The 24,273-nt window shown below is 65.8% G+C and carries 22 protein-coding genes; 15 read left to right on the forward strand and 7 right to left on the reverse strand.

From position 1 onward, the window contains the following. Positions 1 to 9 precede the first annotated feature (9 nt). Complete coding sequence (gene glk / locus C380_RS04020) at positions 10 to 987, forward strand: glucokinase (RefSeq protein ID WP_015012614.1); 978 nt, start codon at positions 10 to 12, stop codon at positions 985 to 987. Continuing rightward, positions 984 to 1,415: a VOC family protein gene (locus C380_RS04025; protein WP_015012615.1), complete on the forward strand. Its 432-nt coding sequence runs from the start codon at positions 984 to 986 to the stop codon at positions 1,413 to 1,415. The genes glk and C380_RS04025 overlap by 4 nt, the downstream gene beginning before the upstream one ends. A 47-nt stretch (positions 1,416 to 1,462) precedes the next feature. On the opposite strand, the gene zwf is transcribed toward C380_RS04025, so the two are convergent. Beyond that, the gene (gene zwf / locus C380_RS04030) at positions 1,463 to 2,917 is read right to left on the reverse strand and encodes a glucose-6-phosphate dehydrogenase (protein WP_015012616.1); all 1,455 of its coding nucleotides are present in this window, start codon (positions 2,915 to 2,917) and stop codon (positions 1,463 to 1,465) included. 174 nt (positions 2,918 to 3,091) lie between these two features. Between zwf and pgi the strand changes: the two genes are divergently transcribed. From pgi to C380_RS04045, 3 genes are all read left to right on the forward strand, one after another. Continuing rightward, positions 3,092 to 4,660 (forward strand): glucose-6-phosphate isomerase, encoded by a 1,569-nt coding sequence (gene pgi / locus C380_RS04035; protein WP_015012617.1) that lies wholly within the window; start codon positions 3,092 to 3,094, stop codon positions 4,658 to 4,660. A 113-nt stretch (positions 4,661 to 4,773) separates the two neighbouring features. Beyond that, a complete protein-coding gene (locus C380_RS04040) occupies positions 4,774 to 6,006 on the forward strand; it encodes an AGE family epimerase/isomerase (protein ID WP_015012618.1) in 1,233 nt (410 codons plus the stop codon). Positions 6,007 to 6,053: 47 nt separating this feature from the next. Further along, positions 6,054 to 6,494, forward strand: a complete 441-nt coding sequence (locus C380_RS04045; protein WP_015012619.1) for a GFA family protein — start codon at positions 6,054 to 6,056, stop codon at positions 6,492 to 6,494. A 54-nt stretch (positions 6,495 to 6,548) separates the two neighbouring features. Here the strand turns inward: C380_RS04045 and C380_RS04050 are convergent, their stop codons facing one another. Next, entirely contained in the window at positions 6,549 to 7,481 is a 933-nt protein-coding gene (locus C380_RS04050) for an SMP-30/gluconolactonase/LRE family protein (RefSeq protein ID WP_015012620.1), read from the reverse strand. Between the two features lie 99 nt (positions 7,482 to 7,580). On the opposite strand from C380_RS04050, the gene edd reads away from it, so the two are divergent. From edd to C380_RS04065, 3 genes are all read left to right on the forward strand, one after another. Further along, positions 7,581 to 9,350 carry a phosphogluconate dehydratase gene (gene edd / locus C380_RS04055; RefSeq protein ID WP_015012621.1) on the forward strand — a complete coding sequence of 590 codons (1,770 nt, stop codon included), beginning with the start codon at positions 7,581 to 7,583 and terminating at the stop codon, positions 9,348 to 9,350. Then, a complete protein-coding gene (eda, locus tag C380_RS04060) occupies positions 9,341 to 9,997 on the forward strand; it encodes a bifunctional 4-hydroxy-2-oxoglutarate aldolase/2-dehydro-3-deoxy-phosphogluconate aldolase (protein WP_015012622.1) in 657 nt (218 codons plus the stop codon). Before edd ends, eda begins: the two co-directional genes overlap by 10 nt. A gap of 230 nt (positions 9,998 to 10,227) precedes the next feature. Continuing rightward, positions 10,228 to 10,527, forward strand: a complete 300-nt coding sequence (locus C380_RS04065) for a DUF805 domain-containing protein (RefSeq protein WP_015012623.1) — start codon at positions 10,228 to 10,230, stop codon at positions 10,525 to 10,527. 124 nt (positions 10,528 to 10,651) lie between these two features. On the opposite strand, the gene groL is transcribed toward C380_RS04065, so the two are convergent. From groL to argC, 3 genes are all read right to left on the reverse strand, one after another. Beyond that, positions 10,652 to 12,298, reverse strand: coding sequence for a chaperonin GroEL (gene groL, locus C380_RS04070; protein WP_015012624.1), 1,647 nt, complete (start codon positions 12,296 to 12,298; stop codon positions 10,652 to 10,654). Between the two features lie 92 nt (positions 12,299 to 12,390). Continuing rightward, on the reverse strand, positions 12,391 to 12,681 hold the full coding sequence (locus tag C380_RS04075; RefSeq protein WP_015012625.1) for a co-chaperone GroES: 291 nt from the start codon (positions 12,679 to 12,681) through the stop codon (positions 12,391 to 12,393). Between the two features lie 203 nt (positions 12,682 to 12,884). After that, positions 12,885 to 13,820 (reverse strand): N-acetyl-gamma-glutamyl-phosphate reductase, encoded by a 936-nt coding sequence (gene argC, locus C380_RS04080; protein WP_015012626.1) that lies wholly within the window; start codon positions 13,818 to 13,820, stop codon positions 12,885 to 12,887. A 101-nt stretch (positions 13,821 to 13,921) separates the two neighbouring features. Between argC and C380_RS04085 the strand changes: the two genes are divergently transcribed. Then, complete coding sequence (locus tag C380_RS04085; RefSeq protein ID WP_015012627.1) at positions 13,922 to 14,809, forward strand: LysR family transcriptional regulator; 888 nt, start codon at positions 13,922 to 13,924, stop codon at positions 14,807 to 14,809. Between the two features lie 46 nt (positions 14,810 to 14,855). On the opposite strand, the gene petA is transcribed toward C380_RS04085, so the two are convergent. Next, positions 14,856 to 15,482 carry a ubiquinol-cytochrome c reductase iron-sulfur subunit gene (petA, locus tag C380_RS04090; RefSeq protein WP_015012628.1) on the reverse strand — a complete coding sequence of 209 codons (627 nt, stop codon included), beginning with the start codon at positions 15,480 to 15,482 and terminating at the stop codon, positions 14,856 to 14,858. 362 nt (positions 15,483 to 15,844) lie between these two features. On the opposite strand from petA, the gene C380_RS04100 reads away from it, so the two are divergent. After that, the gene (locus C380_RS04100; protein ID WP_015012629.1) at positions 15,845 to 17,224 is read left to right on the forward strand and encodes a sigma-54-dependent Fis family transcriptional regulator; all 1,380 of its coding nucleotides are present in this window, start codon (positions 15,845 to 15,847) and stop codon (positions 17,222 to 17,224) included. Positions 17,225 to 17,313: 89 nt separating this feature from the next. On the opposite strand, the gene C380_RS04105 is transcribed toward C380_RS04100, so the two are convergent. Beyond that, complete coding sequence (locus C380_RS04105; RefSeq protein WP_015012630.1) at positions 17,314 to 18,021, reverse strand: TetR/AcrR family transcriptional regulator; 708 nt, start codon at positions 18,019 to 18,021, stop codon at positions 17,314 to 17,316. 182 nt (positions 18,022 to 18,203) lie between these two features. On the opposite strand from C380_RS04105, the gene C380_RS25225 reads away from it, so the two are divergent. The 5 genes from C380_RS25225 to hydA all read left to right on the forward strand — a co-directional run bounded on the left by C380_RS25225 (position 18,204) and on the right by hydA (position 24,271). Then, positions 18,204 to 18,353 (forward strand): hypothetical protein, encoded by a 150-nt coding sequence (locus C380_RS25225; protein ID WP_168162345.1) that lies wholly within the window; start codon positions 18,204 to 18,206, stop codon positions 18,351 to 18,353. Then, positions 18,353 to 19,702 (forward strand): NAD(P)-dependent oxidoreductase, encoded by a 1,350-nt coding sequence (locus C380_RS04110; RefSeq protein ID WP_015012631.1) that lies wholly within the window; start codon positions 18,353 to 18,355, stop codon positions 19,700 to 19,702. The genes C380_RS25225 and C380_RS04110 overlap by 1 nt, the downstream gene beginning before the upstream one ends. 43 nt (positions 19,703 to 19,745) lie before the next feature. Continuing rightward, positions 19,746 to 21,059 carry an NAD-dependent dihydropyrimidine dehydrogenase subunit PreA gene (gene preA, locus C380_RS04115; protein ID WP_015012632.1) on the forward strand — a complete coding sequence of 438 codons (1,314 nt, stop codon included), beginning with the start codon at positions 19,746 to 19,748 and terminating at the stop codon, positions 21,057 to 21,059. 221 nt (positions 21,060 to 21,280) lie between these two features. Beyond that, complete coding sequence (locus C380_RS04120) at positions 21,281 to 22,738, forward strand: NCS1 family nucleobase:cation symporter-1 (RefSeq protein ID WP_015012633.1); 1,458 nt, start codon at positions 21,281 to 21,283, stop codon at positions 22,736 to 22,738. A gap of 81 nt (positions 22,739 to 22,819) precedes the next feature. After that, positions 22,820 to 24,271 (forward strand): dihydropyrimidinase, encoded by a 1,452-nt coding sequence (hydA, locus tag C380_RS04125; RefSeq protein ID WP_015012634.1) that lies wholly within the window; start codon positions 22,820 to 22,822, stop codon positions 24,269 to 24,271. Positions 24,272 to 24,273: the final 2 nt, after the last annotated feature.

Here is a 24,273-nt window from a genome sequence, read left to right on the forward strand (position 1 = left end):
AAACACCGCATGACACCCCTGCGCCTGCTGGCCGACATCGGCGGCACCAACATTCGCCTGGCCTGGCAAGACCAGCCCGATGGCCCCCTGCACGACACCCGTGTGTTGCCCTGTGCTCAGTTCCCCACGGTGGATGCTGCCCTGTCGGCCTACCTGGCCGAAGTGAACATCGCCACCCCGCGCGAGGCGGCGTTTGGCATCGCCAACCCGGTCACGGGAGACGCCATCCGCATGACCAACCACAGCTGGAGCTTCTCGCAGCGCGCCGTGCGCGAGGCGTTTGGTTTTGAGCGGCTGGTGGTTATCAACGACTTCACCGCACTCGCGCTGGCGCTGCCCCTGCTCACGCCCGAGCAGCTGCGCCCGGTGGGTGGTGGCGAGGCCGTGCCGGGCGCCGCAATTGCGTTGCTGGGCCCGGGCACGGGCCTGGGCGTGTCGGGCCTGGTGTTTCCGCCCGGCTCGAGCCTGGGGGTGCCGCTGTCGGGCGAGGGCGGCCATGTCACGCTGGCCGCGCAGACCCAGCGCGAGTTCGATGTGCTGGGCATCCTGCAAGAGCGCTACGGCCACGTGTCGGCCGAACGCGCCGTGTGTGGCGCCGGGCTGGTGGACCTGTACCACGCGCTGCGGCGGCTGGCCCAGCGCGGTGGCAAGGAGGTCAGCTCGGCCGCGCAGGTGACTGAGCTGGCACTGCAAGCCAACGACCCGCTGGCGCAGGAGGCGCTGGAGCTGTTCTGCGGCTTCTTGGGCAGCGTGGCGGGCAATCTTGCGCTCACGCTCGGCGCGCGCGGCGGCGTGTTCATCGGCGGCGGCATGGTGCCGCGCCTGGGCACGTGGTTTGACCAGTCGCCGTTCCGCGCACGGTTTGAATCCAAGGGGCGGTTCCAGTCTTACCTGGCGACGATTCCCTGCTGGGTGATTGACCCCAGCGCCACACCCGCGCTGTTTGGCGCATCGCGTGCGCTGGACATTGCGGGCTCGGATGCATGAGCAGCGACAGCGCACCACCGCCCACGCTGCGGCCCATCGGCGTGCACCATGTGGCCGTCATCGCCAGCGACTATGCGCGCTCCCGCCGCTTCTACACCCAGGTGCTGGGCCTGCAGGTGGTGCACGAGCACTACCGCGCCGAGCGGCAGTCGTACAAGCTCGACCTGCAACTGCCCGATGGCACGCAGGTGGAGCTGTTCTCCTTTCCAAACCCGCCGCCGCGCCCGTCCTACCCCGAGGCCTGCGGCCTGCGTCACCTGGCCCTGCGCGTGGCCGACATGCAGGCCAGCGTGGCCGCCTTGGCCGCCCATGGCGTGGCCGTGGAGCCAGTGCGCACGGACCCGTTCACGGGCGCACTGTTCACCTTCTTTGCCGACCCGGACGGGTTGCCGATCGAGCTGGTGGGACCTGTACGCGACCCCCGCTGATCTGTCTGCGCTCAGAAAAAAAAGGCCCTGGCGGGCCTTTTTCCGTTTCACATCTCCTCGCTCCAGCAATACCCGTCGCGCGCAATCATTGCGCTCGCGGCGCGCGGGCCCCAGCTGCCGGCAGGGTAGGGGCGTGGGCCTGCCGGGTCGTTCTTCCAGTACTGCAGGATGGGCTCTACCCAGCGCCAGGCTTCTTCCTGCTCGTCGCTGCGCACAAACAGGTTCAGGCGGCCCGCAATCACGTCGAGCAGCAAGCGTTCGTAGGCGCCCACGCGCTCGGTGCCAAAGCGCTGGTCAAAGTCCAGGTTCAAGTGCACCTGCGACAGCGCGGGTTCGGTCTGGTGCTGGGCGGCGCCCTGCGCCATCAGGTGCAGCTCCAGCCCGTCCTTGGGTTGCAGGTTGATCACCAGCCGGTTGGCGGCGCCCGCAGGCGTCTTGAAGATGGGGTGGGGCACGGGCCGGAAGTTGATGACGATGTGCGCGTCGCGCCCCGCCAACCGCTTGCCAGTGCGGATGTAAAACGGCACGCCCGCCCAGCGCCAGTTGCTGATCTCGGTGCGCAGCGCCACAAAGGTCTCGGTGGTGCTGCTGGCGGCCACGCCCTTTTCTTGCGCGTAGCCGGGCACGGGCTGGCCCTGGTGGTTGCCGGCGGCGTACTGCCCACGGATCACATGCTGGCCGATGGTCTCCAGCGTCCAGGGCTTGAGCGACTGCAGCACCTTGAGCTTTTCGTCGCGGATGGCGTTGGCGCTGGAGTTGATGGGCGGCTCCATGCCGATGGCGCACAGCAGCTGCAGTGCATGGTTCTGCACCATGTCGCGCAGCGCGCCGGTCTGGTCATAGAACGCGCCGCGCGATTCCACGCCCAGCTCTTCGGCAATCGTGATCTGGATGTTGGCGATGGTCTCGCGGCGCCACAGGGGCTCGAACAGCGCATTGCCAAAGCGCAGCGCAAACAGGTTCTGCACCGAGGGCTTGCCCAGGTAGTGGTCGATGCGGAAGACCTGTTCTTCCTTGAGCACGCGGCGCAGCGTGTCATTGATGGCCTGGTTGGACTGCAGGTCGTGGCCCAGGGGCTTTTCCAGCACCACGCGGGTGGTGGGACCGTTCAGGCCCACGGCGGCGATCTGCTCGCACACGTTGGTGAACAGGCTGGGCGCGGTGGCCACGTACATCACCACCGATTCGGCGCCGCGCGCTTTCAGTGTCTCGGCCAGGCGCTCGTAGTCCTGGGTTTTGGACAGGTCCATGCGCAGGTAATGCAGCAGTGCCGCGAAGCGTGCAAACTCGTCCGGGCTGGGGCGCTTGGCCAGTTCCACGCTGTCGAACCGCGACTGGATCAGGCTGCGGTATTGTTCGTCGCTCAGGTCGTCGCGTGCGACCGCGATGATGCGCCCCCCCTCAGGCAGCGTGCCATGTCGGAATGCCTGAAACAATGCGGGCATGAGCTTGCGCCAGGCAAGGTCGCCGGTGCCGCCGAACAGGACGAGGTCAAAACTCATGGTGTCTCCGTGATGGGGTGGTTCGTTTTGTTGCGTGGAATTGTAATCACGTTACATGATTTTCCAAAGAATGCTGCCTTGTTACTACTGCGTGTAACTCAAAAGAACCTGCCAATAAGCCATTTGATTGTGTAATCAAGTTACTATCTCGGCGCTTTTCACCCTACCTGTTTGATGACCATGCCCCTCCGTTGCGACCAGTCTGCGCTGTGGCCCCAGTTGGCCGCCCACTACGCCTCCCATGGCCAGCACCTGGACATGCGCCAGGCGTTTGCGCAGGACGCCCAGCGGTTTGCCGCCTTCAGCCAGTCGGCCCCGCATGTGTTTGCCGACCTGTCCAAGAACCTGTGGGACCGCGATACCGAAGCGTTGCTGCTGGACCTGGCCCGCGACTGCGGCCTGGTGCAACACCGCGATGCGATGTTTGCTGGCGAGGCCATCAACACCACCGAAAACCGCGCCGTGCTGCACACGCTGCTGCGCCGCCCTGCAGGCGTGGCCCTGCCCGGTGATGTGCCCGAGACCGCGCAGCGCCTGGCCGATGTGCACCACACGCTTGACGCTATGCTGCAGTACGCCGAGCGGGTGCGCAGCGATGCCGCCATCACCGACGTGGTGAACATCGGCATCGGCGGGTCGGACCTGGGCCCGCACATGGCCGTGCGTGCGCTCGAAGAGTTCCGCATCCCCGGCAAGCGCTTTCACTTTGTGTCGAACGTGGACGGGTACGAGCTGCACCATGTGCTCAAGGGCCTGCGGCCCGAGAGCACGCTGTTCCTGGTCGCGTCCAAAACCTTCACCACGGCCGAGACCATGACCAACGCGCGCTCGGCGCTCGCGTGGTTTGCTGCCCAGGGCGGTCGCGATGTAGCCCGCCACTTTGCGGCGCTCACCACCAACATCGAAGCCGCTGGCGCCTTGGGCATTACCACCACCTTCGGTTTCTGGGACTGGGTGGGCGGCCGTTACTCGCTGTGGTCGGCCATTGGCCTGCCGATCGCCATCGCGATTGGTGCGCAGGGGTTCCGCGACTTCCTCGCGGGCGCGCATGCCATGGACGAGCATTTCCGCACCGCGCCGCTGGCGCAGAACCTGCCCGTGCGCCTGGGCCTGCTCGATGTCTGGTACCGCAACTTCCACGGCTTCACCAGCCGCTGCATCGCGCCGTACCACGCGGCGCTGGGCCGCTACTCGGCCTACCTGCAGCAGCTGGAGATGGAAAGCAACGGCAAGCGTGTGGCACAAGACGGAAGCCTGCTTACCTGCGTGACGTCGCCCGTGCTCTGGGGCGAGCCCGGCACCAACGGCCAGCACGCGTTCTTCCAGATGCTGCACCAGGGCGCCGACGTGCTGCCGCTGGAGATCGTGGCCGTGCGCAAGGCATCACACCCCCTACCCGGCCACCAGCAAAAGCTGCTGGCCAACGCGCTGGCGCAAACGCAGGCGCTGATGGTGGGCAAGGCCAGCGACGACGGGCACCGCCACTTTCCCGGCAACCGCCCCAGCACGCTGATGCTGCTCGAATCCCTCACCCCCACCTCGTTGGGCGCGTTGATTGCGCTGCAGGAGCATCGCGTGTTTGTGAGCGGCAGCTTGTGGGGCATCAACAGCTTTGACCAATGGGGCGTGGAGCTGGGCAAGGTGCTGGCCAAAGACATCGAGGCGCGCCTGGAAAGCGGTGACGTGGCCGGGCTCGATGGCTCCACGGCGGGCTTGCTGGGCCTGCTGCGCAACGCGGCCTGACCCTCACGGAACTGCACCGTCCTCGGGGTAGCGCTGGCGCGAGACTAGGCGCCCCACCGGCAGAAACCAGCGCGGTTTCTTGCCCACAGCCCACAGATCAGGAGACACATGCCATGGCGATTCCGCCACTGCCAAACTTCCGCTCCGCTGCCTTTTTGCGCCAGCATCTGCGTAAAACCATGGCGTTCTACGACCCCGTGGCCACCGACCCGAGCGGCGGGCAGTTCCACTTCTTTCTGGACGATGGCACGGTCTACAACCCGCGCACCCGCCACCTCGTCAGCGCCACGCGTTTTGTAATCACGCATGCCATGCTCTATCGCACCACGGGCGATGAGCGCTACCAGGTGGGCATGCGGCACGCGCTCACGTTCCTGCGCACAGCGTTCCTCGATCCTGCGACGGGCGGCTATGCTTGGCTGATCGATTGGCAGGATGGCCGCGCCACCATACAAGACGCCACACGCCACTGCTACGGCATGGCCTTTGTGATGCTGGCCTGTGCGCGCGCTTACGAGGCCGGAGTGCCCGAGGCCTGCGATTGGCTGGCTGAGGCTTTTCAAACGGCTGAGAAGCATTTCTGGCAACCCGCCGCACGCCTGTATGCCGACGAGGCCAGCCCTGACTGGCAACTCACCAGTTACCGGGGCCAGAACGCCAACATGCACGCCTGCGAGGCCATGATCTCGGCCTTCCGCGCCACGGGCGAGCATCGCTACATCGAGCGTGCGGAGCAACTCGCACAAGGCATCTGCCAGCGGCAGGCCGCGCTGTCCACCGCCGCCCTTGCTCCCGCCGCTGAAGGGTGGTTGTGGGAACACTTCCACGCCGACTGGTCCGTGGACTGGGACTACAACCGCCACGACCGCAGCAACATCTTCCGCCCCTGGGGCTACCAGATTGGCCACCAGACCGAATGGGCCAAGCTGCTGCTGCAACTCGACGCCTTGCTGCCCGCCGACTGGCACCTGCCCTGTGCGCAGCGCCTGTTCGATGCGGCTGTGGAGCGCGGCTGGGATGCCGAGCACGGCGGCCTGTACTACGGCATGGCGCCCGACGGCAGCATCTGCGACGACGGCAAATACCACTGGGTGCAAGCCGAAAGCGTGGCGGCTGCGGCGGTGCTGGCGGTGCGCACGGGCGACGAGCGCTACTGGCAGTGGTACGACCGCATCTGGGCCTATTGCTGGGCCCACTTTGTGGACCACCAACACGGCGCGTGGTTTCGCATCCTGCACCGCGACAACCGCAACACCACCCGCGAAAAGAGCAATGCGGGGAAGGTGGACTATCACAACATGGGGGCGTGTTATGACGTGTTGGGAGTGGTGGCAGCGGGGACTTGAGCGCGGAGAATGGCGACTACTGCCATTTCCAAGGACGAGGTTTGTGTATGAGCGAAATCGCCACTGAGAGTCGGCCCATGTACCAAGCGGCCTGTCATTGCGGTGCAGTTCGGTTTGAGGTACGGCTCACAGACGGCTTGCGCAGTGCCCGTAGATGCAATTGCTCCTACTGCAGCATGCGTGGCGCGGTGGCTGTTTCTGCCAACTTGAGCGATATGAAGGTATTGCAGGGCGCGGATGTACTGACCCTGTACCAGTTCAACACGCGTGAGGCCAAGCACTACTTTTGTTCCCGCTGCGGCATCTATACCTTTCATCAACGCCGGTCCTCTCCTCATCAATACGGGATCAATGTTGCGTGTATCGAAGGAATGAGTCCTTTCGACTTCGAAGAGGTGCCCGTCAGCGAAGGGCGGATGCATCCCAAGGATGCTGGTGTACGCAGCGGAACGATTGCTGGCTGGCTGCGATACACGGCCAATCGGTAAGCCGGGAAAACGGGCCTGCAAGCATTGCCGCTGGGCACGCTGGATCGCTCCTTCTTATGCACATTGGAATGCGTTGACTGGCAGTCCTGCCACCTTCACCCGCACACTGAACAGCGACCCCGCCGGAATCGCCGCTTCCTGCTCGTCTACAGGCCTCCCCGCTCGCGCCGACGTAATGAACAGCGTGTGCAGATCCTCCCCCCCAAAACACACCATGGTCGGGCACTGCACCGGCACCGCAATGCGCTGCAGCACCTCACCCGCTGGCGAGAGTTGCAACACGTATGCCCCCTCGTACATAGCGACCCAGTAATTCCCCTCCACATCCACCGCAGCCCCATCGGGACGCCCGCCGTAGGGCTGGCCTTCCACCTTGCGGTCAAAGTGCACCCAGGGGCGGCGATTCGTGATCTCACCCGTGGTCACATCAAAGTCGAACTGATCGATACGGTGCTCCGGCGTGTTGGCCCAATACATCGTGCGGTTGTCGGGGCTGAAGGCCAGGCCGTTGGCGGTGAAGTTGTCGCCTGCCATGTAGCGCACGCGGTAGCTGGTGGCGCTGCTGGCATCGGCCTGCAGGCACCACAGCGCGGCATTCGGCGCCGTGCGCGGCGTGATGACCGAGCCCGCCCAGAAGCGGCCTGCGGTGTCGCAGCGGCCGTCGTTCAAGCGCAGGACCGCGGTGTCGTGCTGCTCCGGCGGCAGCGGGGCCAGGCAGGTGAGGGCGGTGGGGTCTGCGCTGTCCTTGGCCGTGTCCAGAAGATAGAAACCGTTTCGTAACCCGATTACCAATCGTCCATCCGCCGCTGGCGCGCAGCAGCCGGGCTCGCTGGGCATGCGCCATTGCCGGTGGCGGCCGCTTTCGGGGTGCCATGCATGCACCGCTTGTCCCTGAATGTCACACCAGTAAAGGGATTTTTCCGTGGGGTGCCAGAAGGGCGATTCGCCCAGTTCGGACGGCGGCAAGGGCAAGGTTTGCAGGGACATGGGTTGAAGCGGGGTGGTTATCGAGTTACATTCTAGGGCTTCAGCTACTGAGCCCCGGCACCATGCATGGGGCCTTGCCACCCACCGATGGAGACTTCCATGCACCCAGTTGTAGCGCGCGTGACCGAGCGCATTGTCCAGCGCAGCGCAGACACCCGCAGCGCCTACCTTGCCGGCGTTGACGCCATGATCGCCCGCAAGCCCGCCCAAGACCGCATGGGCTGCGCCAATCTGGCCCATGCTTATGCGGCGCTGCCGGGCTCCGACAAGTTCAAGGTGACGGTCGAAAAGGCGCCCAACATTGGCGTGGTGACCGCCTACAACGACATGCTCTCGGCCCACCAGCCGTACCAGGGCTACCCCGCCGTGCTGCGTGATGAGGCCGCCAAGCAAGGCGCTACGGTGCAGGTGGCCGGTGGTGTGCCCGCGATGTGCGACGGCGTGACGCAGGGCACGCCCGGCATGGAGCTGTCGCTGTTCTCCCGCGATGCGATTGCCATGGCCACGGCGGTAGCGCTGTCCCACGATGTGTTCGATGGTGCGCTGCTGCTGGGCGTGTGCGACAAGATCGTGCCGGGCTTGCTGATCGGTGCGCTGCACTACGGCCACTTGCCCTGCGTGTTCGTGCCCGCAGGCCCCATGGGCACGGGCCTGTCGAACAAGGACAAATCCAAGGTGCGCGAGCAGTACGCACAAGGTCTGGTGGGGCGTGACGAACTGCTCAAGGCCGAGTCCGCCGCGTACCACAGCCCCGGCACCTGCACCTTCTACGGCACGGCCAACAGCAACCAGATGCTGCTCGAAGCCATGGGCCTGCATGTGCCCGGCGCGGCGTTCGAGTCCCCCGGCACCGAGGCGCGCGAGGCCTTCACCCGCCAGGCGCTGCGCACCGTGCTCGACATCGGCAAGCGCGGATCGCGTTTCACCCCCATCGGCAAGCTGGTGGACGAGCGCTGCATCGTCAACGCCATGGTGGCCTTGCTGGCCACGGGAGGCTCCACCAACCACCTGATCCATTGGGTAGCCATTGCACGCAGCGCGGGCATCCTGATCGACTGGACGGACTTTGACGAGCTCTCGTCCGTGGTGCCCCTGCTGGCCCGTGTGTATCCGAACGGCGATGCCGATGTGAACCAGTTCCAGGCCGCAGGCGGCCCGCCGTGGATCCTGCGCGAGCTGCTGGCGGGTGGCTTCATGCACCCCGATGTATTGAGCGTGAACGCGGGCGGCATTGCCGATGGCGGCAAGAGCGCACCCGCCGTATCGGGCGACACCTCGGTGCTGCGGCCTGTGAGCGAACCCTTCTCGCCCACGGGCGGCCTGCGCCTTCTGCAAGGCCGCCTGGGCCGTGCGGTGATCAAGGTCTCGGCCGTGCCCGAAGACCGCCACATCGTCCAAGCCCCGGCGCGTGTTTTCGATTCGCAAGAAGCCCTGCTCGCCGCCTTCAGCGCGGGCGAGGTCAACCAGGACATGGTGGCCGTGGTGCGTTTTCAGGGGCCGCAGGCCAATGGCATGCCCGAGCTGCACAAGCTCACGCCCCCGCTGGCGGTGCTGCAGAACCAAGGCTTCCAGGTGGCGCTGGTGACTGACGGTCGCATGAGCGGCGCATCGGGCCGTGTGCCTGCTGCCATCCACGTCACGCCCGAGGCACTGGCCGGTGGTCCGCTGGCCAAGGTGCGCGATGGCGACATCGTGCGGGTGGATGCAGTCGCTGGCACGCTCGATGTGTTGGTGGACGATGCCGAGTGGGCCGCTCGCGCCCCGGCACCCTTCAACGCCCCATCACCCATCGGCTTTGGCCGTGAACTCTTCACCAACTTTCGCCGCCACGCAGGCGGTGCCGAACAAGGAGCCTGCACATGGCTGTAACCCCTGCTTCCACCTCCATGAATCCCCTCGACATCGCCAGCCACGGCCCGGTCATCCCCGTCATCGTGATCGACCGCGTGGACGACGCGCTGCCCCTAGCCGAGGCCTTGCTGGCCGGTGGCGTGAAGGTGCTGGAGGTGACGTTGCGCACCGCTGCGGGTCTGCCTGCCATCGAAGCCATCGCCCGCCATCTGCCCGAGGCCGTGGTGGGTGTGGGCACGGTGCTCAACGCCGATGACGCCCGCCGCGCGAGCGAAGCCGGTGCGCGGTTTGCCGTGAGCCCCGGCTACACCTCGGCCGTGGGCAGCGCCTGCAAGGGCCTGAACCTGCCGCTGCTGCCCGGCGTGGCCACGTCGAGCGAGATCATGGCGGCGCTGGCCGATGGGTTCTCGTTCCTCAAGCTGTTCCCGGCCGAGGCCGTGGGTGGCATCCCGCTGCTCAAGTCCTGGGCCAGCCCGTTTGGCCAGGTGAGCTTTTGCCCTACCGGCGGCATCACCAACGCCACCGCTTCCAACTACCTGGCGCTGCCCAATGTGCGCTGCGTGGGGGGCTCGTGGCTCACGCCCACCGACGCGGTGCGTGCGGGCGACTGGGCGCGCATCACGCAACTGGCGCGCGACACCCAGGCGCTGCGCAAGGCGGCCTGAGGGATCGCTGGCGCTGGGTTTGCTGCCGAAAGTGCCCCATGCGCTAGTGCATTAAGCGCTGGCAGCTATAAAAATAATAGCGTCTAACTTTAAAAAATCCGTGGCGCGGGCGGCACAGCGTGGCCGCTGTGTGTGTCGAGCCGGCTGGACTTGTCGCAACGCCCCTCTATCATGGCCACGCGGGGATACCCCGTGACCGAGCAACGATTGTTCAAGAGAGGGAGTTCGCTATGGATTTTGTTTCGGCTGTCAAAAGCTGCTTCGCGCAGTACGCCGGGTTTTCGGGTCGTGCGCCACGCTCCGAGTTCTGGTGGTTCGCGCTGTTCCAGCTCGGCGTGCTGGTGATTGCCACCATGATCAGCCAGGTGCTCTACGGCATTGCCGCCTTGGCCCTGCTGCTGCCCGCGCTGGCGGTGGGCGCACGCCGCTTGCATGACATTGGGCGCTCCGGCTGGTGGCAGCTGCTGTCGCTCACCGGTATTGGTACCCTGGTGCTAATTTACTGGTGGGTGCAGCCCAGCGGGGAGTAAAGCCGCCGCAAGCTGACGCCCCGCGTTGGCGCCCATGAAAAAAGCCCGCAGACCGTAAGGCCTGCGGGCTTTTGTGTTGTGGACTGCGCAGCGAGCACCGGGCTGCTGCGCAGGGGCCGGGCAATTACATGCCCATGCCGCCCATGCCACCCATGCCGCCCATGTCGGGCATGCCAGCAGCAGGTGCGTCGTCCTTTGGAGCCTCAGCCACCATGGCTTCGGTCGTCAGCAGCAGCGATGCTACGGAAGCGGCGTTCTGCAGAGCGGTACGGGTCACCTTCGTGGGGTCCAGGATACCCATTTCGATCATGTCGCCGTAGGTGTCGTTGGCAGCGTTGAAGCCGTAGTTGCCCTTGCCGTTCAGCACGGCGTTCACCACCACCGATGGCTCGCCACCAGCGTTGTAAACGATCTCGCGCAGAGGGGCTTCGATGGCCTTCAGGATCAGCTTCACGCCAGCGTCCTGGTCAGGGTTGTCACCCTTGATCTCGCCAGCCGCTTGGCGTGCGCGCAGCAGGGCCACGCCACCACCGGCCACGATGCCTTCTTCCACCGCAGCGCGAGTAGCGTGCAGGGCGTCTTCCACGCGGGCCTTCTTTTCCTTCATTTCGACTTCGGTCGCAGCGCCGACCTTGATCACTGCCACGCCGCCGGCCAGCTTGGCCACGCGCTCTTGCAGCTTTTCACGGTCGTAGTCGCTGGTCGCTTCTTCGATCTGGATGCGGATTTGCTTCACGCGGGCTTCGATGTCGGCAGCGGCACCAGCACCGTCGATGATGATGGTGTTTTCCTTGCCCACTTCGATGCGCTTGGCTTGGCCCAGGTCGGCCAGCGTGACCTTCTCCAGGCTCAGGCCCACTTCTTCAGCGATGACCTTGCCGCCCGTCAGGATGGCGATGTCTTCCAGCATGGCCTTGCGACGGTCGCCGAAGCCAGGAGCCTTCACAGCCACCACCTTCAGGATGCCGCGGATGGTGTTGACCACCAGCGTAGCCAGGGCTTCGCCTTCGACTTCTTCAGCAATGATCAGCAGGGGACGGCCAGCCTTGGCGACTTGTTCCAGCGTGGGCAGCAGGTCGCGGATGTTGCTGATCTTCTTGTCGAACAGCAGCACGAAGGGGTTGTCCAGCAGAGCGGCTTGCTTTTCTGGGTTGTTGATGAAGTAGGGCGACAGGTAGCCGCGGTCAAACTGCATGCCTTCCACGACATCCAGCTCGTTTTGCAGGGACTTGCCGTCTTCCACGGTGATCACGCCTTCCTTGCCGACCTTGTCCATGGCGTCAGCAATGATCTTGCCGATGGATTCGTCGGAGTTGGCGGAGATCGAACCCACTTGGGCGATTTCCTTGGAGGTGGTGGTGGGCTTGGAAGCCTTCTTCAGCTCTTCGGTCAGGGCCAGAACGGCCTTGTCGATACCGCGCTTCAGGTCCATGGGGTTCAGGCCAGCGGCCACGTACTTGGAGCCTTCGCGCACGATGGCTTGGGCCAGCACGGTAGCGGTGGTGGTGCCGTCACCAGCGTTGTCGCTGGTCTTGGAGGCCACTTCCTTCACGAGCTGGGCGCCCATGTTCTGCAGCTTGTCCTTCAGTTCGATTTCCTTGGCCACGGACACACCGTCCTTGGTCACGGTGGGGGCGCCGAACGAGCGCTCCAGCACCACGTTGCGGCCCTTGGGGCCCAGCGTGACCTTGACCGCGTTGGCCAGGATGTTCACGCCTTCAACCATGCGTGCGCGGGCTTCGCCGCCGAAAACTACGTCTTTTGCTGCCATTTTGGAGCTCCTGAAAATTGGGTTCAAATTGGCTGCTAGCGCTTGATCAATCAGTGCGAGCAGCTATGAAAAGATGAGTAACGCAGGGGGAATTACTTCTCGACCACGGCAAACAGATCGTCTTCCTTCATGACCAGCAGCTCGTCGCCGTTGACCTTGACGGTCTGGCCCGAGTACTTGCCGAACAGAACGCGGTCGCCGACCTTCACGTTCAGGGCGATCACTTCACCCTTGTCGTTCTTCTTGCCAGGGCCCACGGCCAACACTTCACCTTGATCGGGCTTTTCGGCGGCGTTGTCAGGGATCACGATGCCGGAGGCCGTCGTGGTTTCGCTTTCAATACGCTTGACGATCACGCGATCGTGCAGAGGGCGAAGGTTCATTGCATTGCTCCTGTTTTCAGTAAAAAAAGCTGATGGATTCAATCAGCCCCGGCCATCCGGGGCCACCAAACTGCCAGCAGGGAGCGCGGTGTTAGCACTCGTCTGCGGTGAGTGCTAATGATACGGGCATTTGTGGCCATTTCAAGACACCCCCCCAGAACATAGGGAAGAAGGCTTCGCCTCTCCAGCTCTGCCCGCGTCCGTCAGGCCGCGCCACTCAGCATCAGATCCAGGTTCTGCACTGCCCCCCCTGAGGCGCCTTTGCCCAGGTTGTCAAACACGGCGGTCAGTAGCACCTGGCCGTGGCGGACGTTACTGAACACCCCCAGTCGCAACTGGTTGGTGCCGTTCAGGGCCTGTGGGTCCAGGTGTTCGGCTGCTTCGGTAGCGGCGGGGGGCATCACCTCGACAAAGGGGGCATCGGCATAGTGCTGCTGCAGGCAGGCGTGCAGGTGTTCGCCTTGTGTGCCCGGCGCGAGCTGCCGCAGATGCAACCCGACTGTCAGCACGATGCCCTGGCGGAAGGCGCCGTACGAGGGCAAGAAAAACGGCCGCTGCGATAGCCCGGCGTGTTGCGCGATTTCGGGCGTGTGTTTGTGCTCCAGCTGCAGCCCGTAGACCTGGAAGGCGGGCGCATGGGCGGCCTCGGGGCCTTCGTGCGCTTGCACGCGAGCACGCCCACCGCCGGAGTAGCCCGACACCGCATGGATGTTGAGCGCATGGTCGGCAGGCAGCAAGCCGGCCTGCACCAGGGGCCGCAGCAGGGCGATAGCACCTGTGGGGTAACAGCCGGGGTTGCTGACGCGTTGCGCGCTGGCGATGCGCGCGGCCTGCGCCGCGTCCATTTCTGGAAAGCCATAGACCCATTGCGCGTCCGTGCGGTGGGCCGAGCTGGCGTCGATCACGCGCACGGCGGGGTTGTGGATGGCGGCCACGGCTTCGCGGGCGGCGGCGTCGGGCAGGCACAGGATGGCGATGTCGCAGCTGTTGATGGCTTCGGCGCGGCGGGTGGGGTTCTTGCGGTCGGATTCGGGCAGTGTCAGCACCTGCAGGTCGGTGCGGCCGTGCAGACGCTGGTGGATTTGCAGGCCGGTGGTGCCTTGGTCGCCGTCAATAAAAACAAGGGGCTGGGTGGTCATGGTGCGGATTCCTGACATGGGGGGATATGGAATCTTCGGCGCCGGTCTAAACTTTGAAAAGTTGAATTTCACAAACTTCAAGATCAGTTCTGCTGAACGTCATGCGCGAACTCAATCTCGACCGGCTGCGCACCCTGGTCACCATCGCTGATCTCGGGTCTTTTGCCGAAGCGGCCCGCACGCTGCATCTGGCGCCGCCCACCGTCAGCCTGCACATTGCCGACCTGGAGGCGTTGATTGGGGCGCCGTTGCTGGTGCGCAAGCGGGGCGAGGTGCGGCCGTCCGGCGCGGGCGAGGTGCTGGTGGAGCGGGCGCGGCGCCTGCTGGCCGACGCCGACGAGGCCATGGACCTGGTGCGGCGCCAGGTGCAGGGGCTGGAGGGGCGGGTGCGGCTGGGCGCGTCCACCGGCGCCATCGCGCACCTGCTGCCCCAGGCGCTGGAGGTGCTGGGCCGGCACCACCCCGGCATCGATGTGCAGGTGGTGGTGCTCACGTCACAGGAGACCGTGTCGCGGCTGGCGCTGGGCACGCTGGACGTGGGCCTGGTGGCCTTGCCCATGGCCTCGGTGCGCGGGGTGACGGTGATGCCCTGGCGGCGCGACCCGGTGATGGCGTTTGTCCCCTCCGCCTGGGCGGCGCCCCGCAGGGTCACACCCCAGTGGCTGGCGGGGCAGCCGTTGATCCTGAATGACGACGGCACCAGCCTGTCGCGCCTGACGAGCGAATGGCTGGCCCTGGCGGGCGAGCAGCCCAAGGCACGCATCCAGCTCAACTACAACGATGCCATCAAGAGCCTGGTGGCTGCGGGCTACGGAGCCACGCTGCTGCCGCACGAGGCCTCTACCGCCACGCCGCTGGACCCGCGCATCCGCATGCTGCCGGTGCAGCCCCGGCTGTGGCGCCCCCTGGGCATTGCCCACCGCGCGGGCCCGGTAGAGCGCGCCACCCAGCATGTGCTGGATGTGCTGTGGCAGCAGAAGCAGGTCTGACGCGAAGTGGCACCGGCAATGCGCCGCCCCAGGCGGCTGCCATCGATCAGGCTGCGTCGTCCCCGATGAGCAACCGGGTGTCAGACACGTAGCGGTGCGGCGGCACCTCCAGGTTGGTGGGCGCGGGCTTGTTCTTGAAGACGCGGCCTGCCAGGTCGAAGGTGGAGCCGTGGCAGGGGCAAAAGAAACCACCCTGCCATTGGTCTCCCACGCTGGTGTTGCTGGTGCCTGCAGGCACGGCGATGGGGGAGCAGCCGAGGTGCGTGCAGATACCCACCGTGACAAACACCTCAGGGCGGATGGAGCGTTGCGGGTTGCGGGCGTACTCGGGTTGCTGGTCCTTGCGCGAGGCCGGGTCGGCCAGCGCGGCGTCTTGCTGGGGCAGGGCGGCCAGCATTTCGGGTGTACGTCGCATGACCCACACGGGCTTGCCTCGCCATTCCACCGTCTTCACGCCACCGGGCGCCAGGTCGCTGATATCCACCTCCACACCGGCGCCCATGGCCCGTGCGCGTTCGCTGGGGGCCAGGCTGGACACCAGGGGCACGGCGACCCCTGCCGCCGCCACGCAGCCCGTGGCCGCTGTCAGCAGCACCAGCTGCCGACGCTCTGCGGAGGGATCGCCCTGGGTGCCAGAAAGGGAGCCATTGGGTGTAGCGGGGAGGGGGACCATGGGGTGCTTTCAGAGAGAGGTAGGACTGGCCGTGGCGCCGGGAGGGGGCTCGACGGGGTGACGGCAACCGCCCGCAACGCTGCGGGCGGCAATGCTTTACCGCAAACGACGTGCCATCACCCGCAAGACCGGCCTGCCATGGCACGCACTGCATGAAAACCCCGTGAATTCAATGGGTTGCGCGCGCGATGTCGGGTGGGCGGGTGCGCCGCAGGCCCGGCGGCGGTCGGATTCACTGCCACCCAGTCTGCCAAATCGGCTGCCAACTGCCATCCATTGCAGTCCCCATGGCATAGATCAAAGGCCCGTCGGCGAAACCGGTGCACCGTCAGGGCCTTTGCCTGTACCGAGGTTTTTTTGCCATGCCCCGTCTTCCCACGCCGCCCGCCGAACTGGTGTCCTTTCTGGAGGGCCTGCCCGATCCACACATCCTGCTGGACGACCGCTATCGCATCTTGGCTGCGAATAGCGCCTATCGCCGCCAGTTCGGTGCAGCGGGCGGTATGGAAGGTGGTGCAGAGGGCAGCGTGGTGGGGCGCACCTGCCATGCCGTGTCCCACCATGCCAGCGTGCCGTGTGACCAGGCGGGCGAGTCCTGCCCACTCGCGCAGGCGCGCGCCTCGGGGCAACGCGAACGGGTGCTGCATGTGCACCACACCGCCCAGGGCGAGGAATATGTACAGATCGAGCTGGCGCCGCTGGTGGGTGAAGACGGCAACACGGGGTTCTTTGTCGAAAAGATGGTGCCTTTGACGGTGGCGGCGCAGCCGGTGCCGTCCGCGCAGGGGCTCATCGGGCGTTCGCCCGCGTTCCAGAAGATGCTGGGGCTGGTGGCGCGGGTGGCACCCTCGCGGGCTGCGGTGTTGTTGCTGGGCGAGTCGGGCACGGGCAAGGAGCTGGTGGCCCATGCTGTGCACCAGGGCAGCCTGCGCGCCCGGCGTGCGCTGGTGCCTGTGGACTGCTCCAGCCTGCCCGAGGCGCTGTTTGAGTCCGAGCTGTTCGGGCATGAGAAAGGGGCGTTCACCGGCGCGGCCCAGGCCCGGCCGGGGCTGGTGGAGGCGGCCGACGGCGGCACGCTGTTTCTGGACGAGGTGGGCGACATCCCCCTGCCGCTGCAGGTCAAGCTGCTGCGCCTGCTGGAGACCGGCACCTACCGCCGCGTGGGCAGCACCGAGCTGCGGCATGCCGACCTGCGCGTGGTATCGGCCACGCACCGGAACCTGCAGCACATGGTGGCCGCAGGGCGCTTTCGTGAAGACCTGTACTACCGCCTGAGCACTTTTCCCATCCACCTGCCACCGCTGCGCGAACGCCAGGGCGATACCGCCCTGCTGGCACGCGCGCTGCTGGTGCGTGTGGCGCCCCCGCCCCGGACACTGCAGCTGTCTGGCGCTGCGCTGGCCTTGCTGGAGGCGCAGCCTTACCCCGGCAATGTGCGGGAACTGCGCAACCTGCTGGAGCGCACAGCCTTGCTGTGTGATGGCGACACCATCGGCGCGGAGCATGTGCAGCAAGCGCTTGCCTGCGGCCTGCCGCCGCTCGCGGGGGCAGTGGAGGAGGGGGCCGGGGAGCCGCGTGCATCGGCGGCGTTGGCCGGGTCGTCACGTCAACGAAGGTTGCTGGACGACCAGGCCCTGCAACAGGCTCTGGCAACCCACCAGGGCAGTCGCGCGGCGCTGGCGCGGCAGCTGGGCATCAGCGAGCGATCGCTGTACCGGCGGCTGAAAGCCTTGGGCGTTTGACGCCCATAGATGAAGAAATCGGCCCCAGGCGCATAGCTTGATTGCGTCAGCAGCTATTGTTTATATAGCGTCTGGTGTGCCGTGCCTGCTTACACCACCGCATCGGGCGCCAGCGCGCTCAGCACCATGCGCACGATCAGCTCTTCGGCCTTTTCGTAGTCGCGCTCGGTCAGGGCGGGCTTGCCCAGCAGCAGGGCGAACTGGGCCTCCTGCTCCGCATACGCCTGGGTGACCGACCAGATGATGAACATGAGGTGCGTGAAGTTGACCTTGGCAATGCGTCCCTCGCGCGCCCAGCGCTCGAAGGTGCGCACCTCGGTCTTGAGCAGCGGCGCCACCCGTTCGGTGATGGCCGTGCCATACCGTGGTGCACCCGCAATCACCTCTTTGGTGAACACCTTGGCACCCTGAGGGCGGGTGCGCGAGTAGTGCAGCTTGGCGCGGATGTAACGCCGCAGCGCTTGCTGCGGGTCGTCGCTGTGTGACAGGTCTTCCATGCCCGCCAGCCACTGGGTGAGCACATCGTCCAGCACCCGCTGGTACAGCGCTTCCTTGCTCGGGAAGTAATACAGCAGGTTGTGGCGGCTGATGCCGATGGCGGCGGCAATGCTCTCCAGCGAGGCGCCCTCAAAACCGAATTGCGCAAACTGGTTCTCCGCCTCGGTGAGGATGCCCTGCTCCTTGAGCAAGCGCGATGCTGTAGGTGCGCGGGGCGCGGCCTCGTCAAGAGTAGGCGGGCGGGCCACCTTGCGGGGGCGGGGGGCGGGGTTGGCAGGGGACGGGCGGGCTGCAGTCATTGCACCATTGTGGAACAAGCCGGGGCCTGAAAACTGGCAATTGGCTGGCTGGAGGCTGGCACGCGGTTTGCTGTAGGGATTTTACCAATTGATAAATTTTTACGGGTTGGTAAATTGACCCACAACGCAGGGCACCGCCGCAACAAAGCAGCGGGCACCTGCAATCCACAGCGAGGACCACGATGAAACCTCCGAAGTTTGCGGGTACCAGCCTTCACGCTGGTGCCGCATTGGTTGGCGCCACTGGCTGGCGCTCCAACGCTGCGCGGCGTGCGCTTGCACGCCCCCAGGGCGCCCAGACCCCCACCCTCACCCTCTCGGAGGAAACCTGATGGACACACCCGCAAGCCGTGCCTGCGGCATTCATGCCGCACGCCTCAACCTGGCCGACTACGCCGTCAACTTCGGCGACGCCCACCCGCCGCTCACCCGGGCGCAGGCGCTGATCGAGGCCGAACGCTGCTACTACTGCCACGACGCGCCCTGCGCCACGGCCTGCCCCACGGGCATCGACATTCCCTCGTTCATCCACCGCATTGCGCAGGACAACAACCGGGGCGCGGCCCGTGCCATCCTGGAGGCCAACCCGCTCGGCGGCATGTGCGCCCGCGTGTGCCCCACCGAGGTGCTGTGCGAGCAGGCCTGCGTGCGCAACACCAACGAAGACAAGCCCGTGGAGATCGGCTCGCTGCAGCGCTATGCGACTGACGCCTTCTTTGCCCAGCCCGGTGCTCCGCTGTTCCAGCGTGCAGCCGCCACCGGCAAGCGCGTGGCCGTGGTGGGCGCCGGGCCTGCGGGCCTGGCCTGTGCGCATGGCCTGGCCGTGCGCGGGCATGACGTCGTGCTGTTCGAGGCGCGCCCCAAGCTCGGCGGCCTCAATGAATATGGCCTGGCCAGCTACAAGACCACGAACAACTTCGCGCAGAAGGAAGTGGAGTGGCTGCTGTCCATCGGCGGCATCGAAGTACGTACCGGCCAGCAACTGGGCCGTGACATCACGCTCGACAGCCTGCTGGGCGCCTACGACGCCGTGTTCTTGGGCCTGGGCCTGCAGGGTGTGAACGCGCTGGGCGTGGCCGAGCCCACGGCCACCGGCTTGCGCAATGCGGTGGACTTCATCGCCGAGTTGCGCCAGAGCACCGACCTCTCCACCCTGCCCGTGGGCCGCCGCGTGGTGGTGATCGGCGGCGGCATGACGGCGGTGGACGCCGCCGTGCAGTCGCGCAAGCTGGGCGCCGAAGAAGTGACCATCGTCTACCGCCGGGGTGCTGAGGCCATGTCGGCATCGGCCGTGGAGCAGCAATGGGCGCAGACGAACGGCGTGACCATTCGCCACTGGGCCGCACCGAAAGAGGTGCTGAGCGAAAACGGCGCGGTGAAGGGTGTGCGCTTCGCGGCTACGGCACTGAGCGGCGGCAAGCTGGTGGAAACCGGCGAGACCTTCACGCTCGAAGCCGACATGGTGCTCAAGGCCATCGGCCAGACCTTTGTGGCCGAGCCCGTGGGCAGCCGCATTGCGCTGGAGGGCGGGCGCATCGCCACCGATGCCGAAGGCCAGACCAGCCTGCCACGTGTGTGGGCCGGTGGCGACTGCCGCGTGGGCGGCCGCGACCTCACGGTGGAGGCGGTGGAGCACGGCAAGGTGGCCGCTGTCTCCATCCACGCCGCACTGATGGCCTGAAGTGGCCTGATCCCCTTCACCCCAGTTTTCACGGGAGCACCCCATGGCAGACATTCGCAGCAATTTTCTGGGCATCCAAAGTCCCAACCCCTTCTGGCTCGCGTCCGCACCACCCACCGACAAAGAGATCAACGTCACCCGCGCCTTCGAGGCGGGCTGGGGCGGCGTGGTGTGGAAGACGCTGGGCGAAGACCCACCAGTGGTCAACGTCAACGGCCCGCGCTACTCCACACTCATGTCGCAAGACCGCCGCGTGATCGGCCTGAACAACATCGAGCTGATCACCGACCGGCCGCTGCACACCAACCTCGAAGAGATCAAGCGCGTCAAACGCAACTGGCCGGACCGGGCCATGATCGTCTCGTTGATGGTGCCCTGCGTGGAAGAGAGCTGGAAGAACATCCTGCCGCTGGTGGAAGACACCGGCGCCGACGGCATCGAACTCAACTTCGGCTGCCCGCACGGCATGAGCGAGCGCGGCATGGGCGCGGCCGTGGGCCAGGTGCCTGAATACATCCAGATGGTCACGGCCTGGTGCAAGCACTACAGCAAGCTGCCCGTGATCGTGAAGCTCACGCCCAACATCACCGATGTGCGCCACCCCGCGCGTGCGGCCAAGGCGGGCGGGGCCGATGCTGTGTCGCTCATCAACACCATCAACTCCATCATGGGTGTGGACCTGGACCGCATGGTGATGAGCCCGAGCACCGATGGCTGGGGCTCGCATGGCGGCTACTGCGGCCCGGCCGTCAAGCCCATTGCGCTGAACATGGTGGCCGAGATTGCGCGCGACGCACAGACCGCCGGTCTGCCCATCAGCGGCATTGGCGGCATCACCACCTGGCGCGATGCGGCCGAGTACATCGCGCTGGGCTGCGGCACGGTGCAGGTGTGCACTGCGGCCATGGTCTACGGCTTCAAGATCGTGCAGGACATGTGTGATGGGCTGTCCAACTTTATGGACGAGCACGGCTACGCCACGCTCGACGACTTCAAGGGCCAGGCCGTGCCCACGGTGAAGGACTGGAAGAACCTCAACCTCAACCACATCGAAAAAGCCGTCATCAACCAGGATGCCTGCATCCAGTGCGGCCGCTGCCATGTGGTGTGCGAAGACACCTCGCACCAGGCCATCACCTTCACCAAAGAAGGCGGCGTGCGCAAATTCGAGATCAACGAGGCCGAATGCGTGGGCTGCAACCTGTGCGTGTCGATCTGCCCCGTGCCCGAGTGCATCACCATGCGCGCGCTGGAGCCGGGCGAAGTCGATGTGCGCACGGGCAAAAAGGTGACGGGCGAATACGCCAACTGGACCACGCACCCCAACAACCCGCAGCGCGTGTCTGCAGCCGCTTGATATGTGCCCCTGCGTGCGTTTGCCACAGGCCCTGCAAGGCGTTGCGGCAGCACCCGTTGTGGTGCCGATTTGCAACGCATGCTGCACTGCATCTGGTGCAGTTCTTGCGTGATCTCTAGCATCGCTCGCTTCCCTTTGCCCGCCATCTGCCAGCGTGAGGGCGCTGGAACAGACAGCGGGTTGTGTGCAACCCCAACGACGTCTTTGACAGGAGTACAGGCATGACCAACAGTACCGGCAGCGCGGCCCATGTGGCGGGGCTGATGCCCGGCGATGCATCCAACACGCTCGCCAATGAAGATCTGCTCCCCACCACCGCCGCGCAGCGACACTGGACGTGGAAGGACTTTGCCGCACTCTGGGTGGGCATGGTCGTGTGTGTGCCCACCTACACCATGGCCAGCTCCATGCTGGACCAGGGCTTCACCTGGCAGATGGCGGTGTGGCTGGTGTTCCTGGCCAACTGCATCGTGCTGGTGCCCATGGTGCTCATCGGGCGCGTGGGGCCCCGGTACGGCGTGCCGTTCCCGGTGCTGGCGCGTGCATCGTTTGGCGTGAAAGGCGCCAACCTGCCCGCCGTGCTGCGCGGGCTGGTGGCATGTGGCTGGTTCTCCATCAACTGCTACTTTGGCGCGCTGGCGCTGCATGGGTTCCTCAACATCCTGGGGATGGGGCTCGCGGGCCCCGCTGACGGGCAGACCATCAGCACCTCGCAGTTCATGTGCTTCCTGGCGTTCTGGGCGGTGCACATCTGGTTCATCTGGAAGGGGCCTGAATCGATCCGAATGCTGGAGGTGATTGCGGCGCCGCTGATGATCATTGCGTCCATCGCACTGGTTGTGGTGCTGATGATGAAGGTGCCCTCGGGCCAGCTCTTCAACCTGCCCGCCAAGGTGGTCGAAGGCGGCCCCAAGACCTGGGCGGCGCTCACGGGTCTGGTCGGCTTCTGGGCCACGCTGGCGCTCAACATTCCGGACTTCACCCGCTTTGCCAAATCGCAGAAGGACCAGGTGGTGGGCCAGGCCATCGGCCTGCCCATTCCCATGGCGCTGTTCTCCATGGTGGGCGTGATCGGTTTCTCGGCCTCGGCCATCCTGTACGGCAAGGCCCAGCTGTTCCCTGATGGTCTGCTCACGCAGATGGGCAGCGTGGCCGCAGGCCTGGGTCTGCTGGTGATCTTGCTCGCCAACCTCACGACCAACGTGGCCGCCAACCTGGTGTCGCCGTCGTATGACTTCAGCCAGTGTGCGCCGTCCAAGATCAGCTTCCGCATGGGCGGCCTGATCGCTGCGGGCATCGGCCTGCTGTTCATGCCCTGGAAGCTGCTGGCCACATCGGGCGGCTACCTGTTCACCTGGCTGGGCGGCTACGGCACGCTGCTGGGCGCCATTGCGGGCATCCTGCTGGTGGACTACTACCTGGTGCGCAAGAGCGAACTGAAGGTGGACGACCTGTACCGCCGTGGCGGTGAATATGAGTACAGCAACGGCTGGAACCTGCAAGCCCTGATCGCGTTTGCACTGGGCGTGCTGCCCTGCCTGCCCGGCTACCTGGCAGTGTCGGGAGTGGTGGACAAGGCGGGCATGCCTGCCATCTGGCTGTCGTTGTTCGACTCGGGCTGGTTCTTCAGCCTGGCAGTGGCCGGCACCTACTACTACCTGACGGCCAAGAAGAAGTGATGCCCCGGACCCTGCCTGGGCCTGGTGCCGGTGCAGGGTCCGTTTTTTTGAATTGATCCGTATCCCTGAAGGAGACCTCCCATGAGCCAAGCCCTTGTGATCCGCGGTGGCACCGTGGTCAACGCCGACCGTGAACAGCGCGCCGATGTGTTGTGCGTCGATGGCCGCATCGTGGCCGTGGGGGAGGATGCCGCGGCCCAGGCCCCTGCGGGCGCAGAGACGCTGGACGCCAGCGGCCAGTACGTGCTGCCCGGCGGCATTGACCCGCACACGCACATGCAATTGCCGTTCATGGGCACCGTCACCATGGACGACTTCTTCACCGGCACCGCCGCCGCGCTGGCGGGCGGCACCACGAGCATCATCGACTTCGTGATCCCCGACCCGCAGGAGCCGTTGATGGACGCCTACCGCAAATGGCGCGGCTGGGCCGAAAAATCTGCGGCCGACTATTCCTTCCACGTCGCCGTCACCTGGTGGAGCGAGCAGGTGCGCGCCGACATGGGCACGCTGGTGCAGGAAGAGGGCGTGAACAGCTTCAAGCACTTCATGGCCTACAAGAACGCCATCATGTGCGACGACGAAACCCTGGTGAACAGCTTCAAGCGCGCACTCGAACTCGGGGCCATGCCCACGGTGCATGCCGAGAACGGCGAGCTGGTCTACCTGCTGCAGCAGGAGGTCGCCAAGATGGGCATCACCGGCCCCGAGGGCCACCCGCTGTCGCGCCCCCCCATGGTCGAGGCCGAGGCCGCCAACCGCGCCATCGCCATTGCCGATGTGCTGGGCGTGCCCATCTACGTGGTGCATGTGAGCTGCATGGAGTCGGCCGACGCCATTGCCCGCGCCCGCGCACGCGGCCAGCGCGTGTACGGCGAGGTGCTGGCGGGCCATCTGCTGGTGGACGACGGCGTGTACCGCGACCCCGACTTTGCCAAGGCAGCCGCCTATGTGATGAGCCCGCCCTTCCGCCCCAAGGGCCACCAGGAGGCGCTGTGGCGCGGCCTGCAGTCGGGCCAGCTGCACACTACGGCGACGGACCACTGCACCTTCTGCGCCGCGCAAAAGGCCATGGGCAAAGAGAACTTCGCCAAAATCCCCAACGGCACCGGCGGCGTGGAAGAGCGCATGGCCGCGCTGTGGGATGGCGGCGTGAACACCGGGCGCCTCACGCCCTCCGAGTTCGTGGCCATCACCTCGGCCAATGCTGCCAAGCTGTTCAACATCTATCCCCGCAAGGGCTACATCGGCGCAGGTGCCGATGCCGACCTGGTGCTGTGGGACCCGCAAGGCACCAAGACCTTCTCGGCCAAGACCCAGTTCAGCAAGGGCGACTTCAACATCTTTGAAGGCCGCACCGTGCGCGGCATCCCCAGCCACACCGTGAGCCAGGGCCGCGTGGTGTTTGCCAACGGCGATCTGCGGGCCGAGCAGGGCAAGGGCCGCTACATCAAGCGCCCGGCTTTTGGCGCCAACTTCCAGGCCGTGCAAAAGCGTGCGCAGGACCTGGCACCCACGGCGGTGGCGCGCTGACC

It is taken from the genome of Acidovorax sp. KKS102 (assembly GCF_000302535.1).
GTDB lineage: Bacteria > Pseudomonadota > Gammaproteobacteria > Burkholderiales > Burkholderiaceae_C > Acidovorax.

What these genes read in the sequence shown, in the direction of transcription:
- glk (WP_015012614.1), top strand. Translation starts at nt 10, where the DNA reads ATGACACCCCTGCGCCTGCTGGCCGACATCGGCGGCACCAACATTCGC.
- C380_RS04025 (WP_015012615.1), top strand. Translation starts at nt 984, where the DNA reads ATGAGCAGCGACAGCGCACCACCGCCCACGCTGCGGCCCATCGGCGTG.
- zwf (WP_015012616.1), bottom strand. Translation starts at nt 2,917, where the DNA reads ATGAGTTTTGACCTCGTCCTGTTCGGCGGCACCGGCGACCTTGCCTGG.
- pgi (WP_015012617.1), top strand. Translation starts at nt 3,092, where the DNA reads ATGACCATGCCCCTCCGTTGCGACCAGTCTGCGCTGTGGCCCCAGTTG.
- C380_RS04040 (WP_015012618.1), top strand. Translation starts at nt 4,774, where the DNA reads ATGGCGATTCCGCCACTGCCAAACTTCCGCTCCGCTGCCTTTTTGCGC.
- C380_RS04045 (WP_015012619.1), top strand. Translation starts at nt 6,054, where the DNA reads ATGAGCGAAATCGCCACTGAGAGTCGGCCCATGTACCAAGCGGCCTGT.
- C380_RS04050 (WP_015012620.1), bottom strand. Translation starts at nt 7,481, where the DNA reads ATGTCCCTGCAAACCTTGCCCTTGCCGCCGTCCGAACTGGGCGAATCG.
- edd (WP_015012621.1), top strand. Translation starts at nt 7,581, where the DNA reads ATGCACCCAGTTGTAGCGCGCGTGACCGAGCGCATTGTCCAGCGCAGC.
- eda (WP_015012622.1), top strand. Translation starts at nt 9,341, where the DNA reads ATGGCTGTAACCCCTGCTTCCACCTCCATGAATCCCCTCGACATCGCC.
- C380_RS04065 (WP_015012623.1), top strand. Translation starts at nt 10,228, where the DNA reads ATGGATTTTGTTTCGGCTGTCAAAAGCTGCTTCGCGCAGTACGCCGGG.
- groL (WP_015012624.1), bottom strand. Translation starts at nt 12,298, where the DNA reads ATGGCAGCAAAAGACGTAGTTTTCGGCGGCGAAGCCCGCGCACGCATG.
- C380_RS04075 (WP_015012625.1), bottom strand. Translation starts at nt 12,681, where the DNA reads ATGAACCTTCGCCCTCTGCACGATCGCGTGATCGTCAAGCGTATTGAA.
- argC (WP_015012626.1), bottom strand. Translation starts at nt 13,820, where the DNA reads ATGACCACCCAGCCCCTTGTTTTTATTGACGGCGACCAAGGCACCACC.
- C380_RS04085 (WP_015012627.1), top strand. Translation starts at nt 13,922, where the DNA reads ATGCGCGAACTCAATCTCGACCGGCTGCGCACCCTGGTCACCATCGCT.
- petA (WP_015012628.1), bottom strand. Translation starts at nt 15,482, where the DNA reads ATGGTCCCCCTCCCCGCTACACCCAATGGCTCCCTTTCTGGCACCCAG.
- C380_RS04100 (WP_015012629.1), top strand. Translation starts at nt 15,845, where the DNA reads ATGCCCCGTCTTCCCACGCCGCCCGCCGAACTGGTGTCCTTTCTGGAG.
- C380_RS04105 (WP_015012630.1), bottom strand. Translation starts at nt 18,021, where the DNA reads ATGACTGCAGCCCGCCCGTCCCCTGCCAACCCCGCCCCCCGCCCCCGC.
- C380_RS25225 (WP_168162345.1), top strand. Translation starts at nt 18,204, where the DNA reads ATGAAACCTCCGAAGTTTGCGGGTACCAGCCTTCACGCTGGTGCCGCA.
- C380_RS04110 (WP_015012631.1), top strand. Translation starts at nt 18,353, where the DNA reads ATGGACACACCCGCAAGCCGTGCCTGCGGCATTCATGCCGCACGCCTC.
- preA (WP_015012632.1), top strand. Translation starts at nt 19,746, where the DNA reads ATGGCAGACATTCGCAGCAATTTTCTGGGCATCCAAAGTCCCAACCCC.
- C380_RS04120 (WP_015012633.1), top strand. Translation starts at nt 21,281, where the DNA reads ATGACCAACAGTACCGGCAGCGCGGCCCATGTGGCGGGGCTGATGCCC.
- hydA (WP_015012634.1), top strand. Translation starts at nt 22,820, where the DNA reads ATGAGCCAAGCCCTTGTGATCCGCGGTGGCACCGTGGTCAACGCCGAC.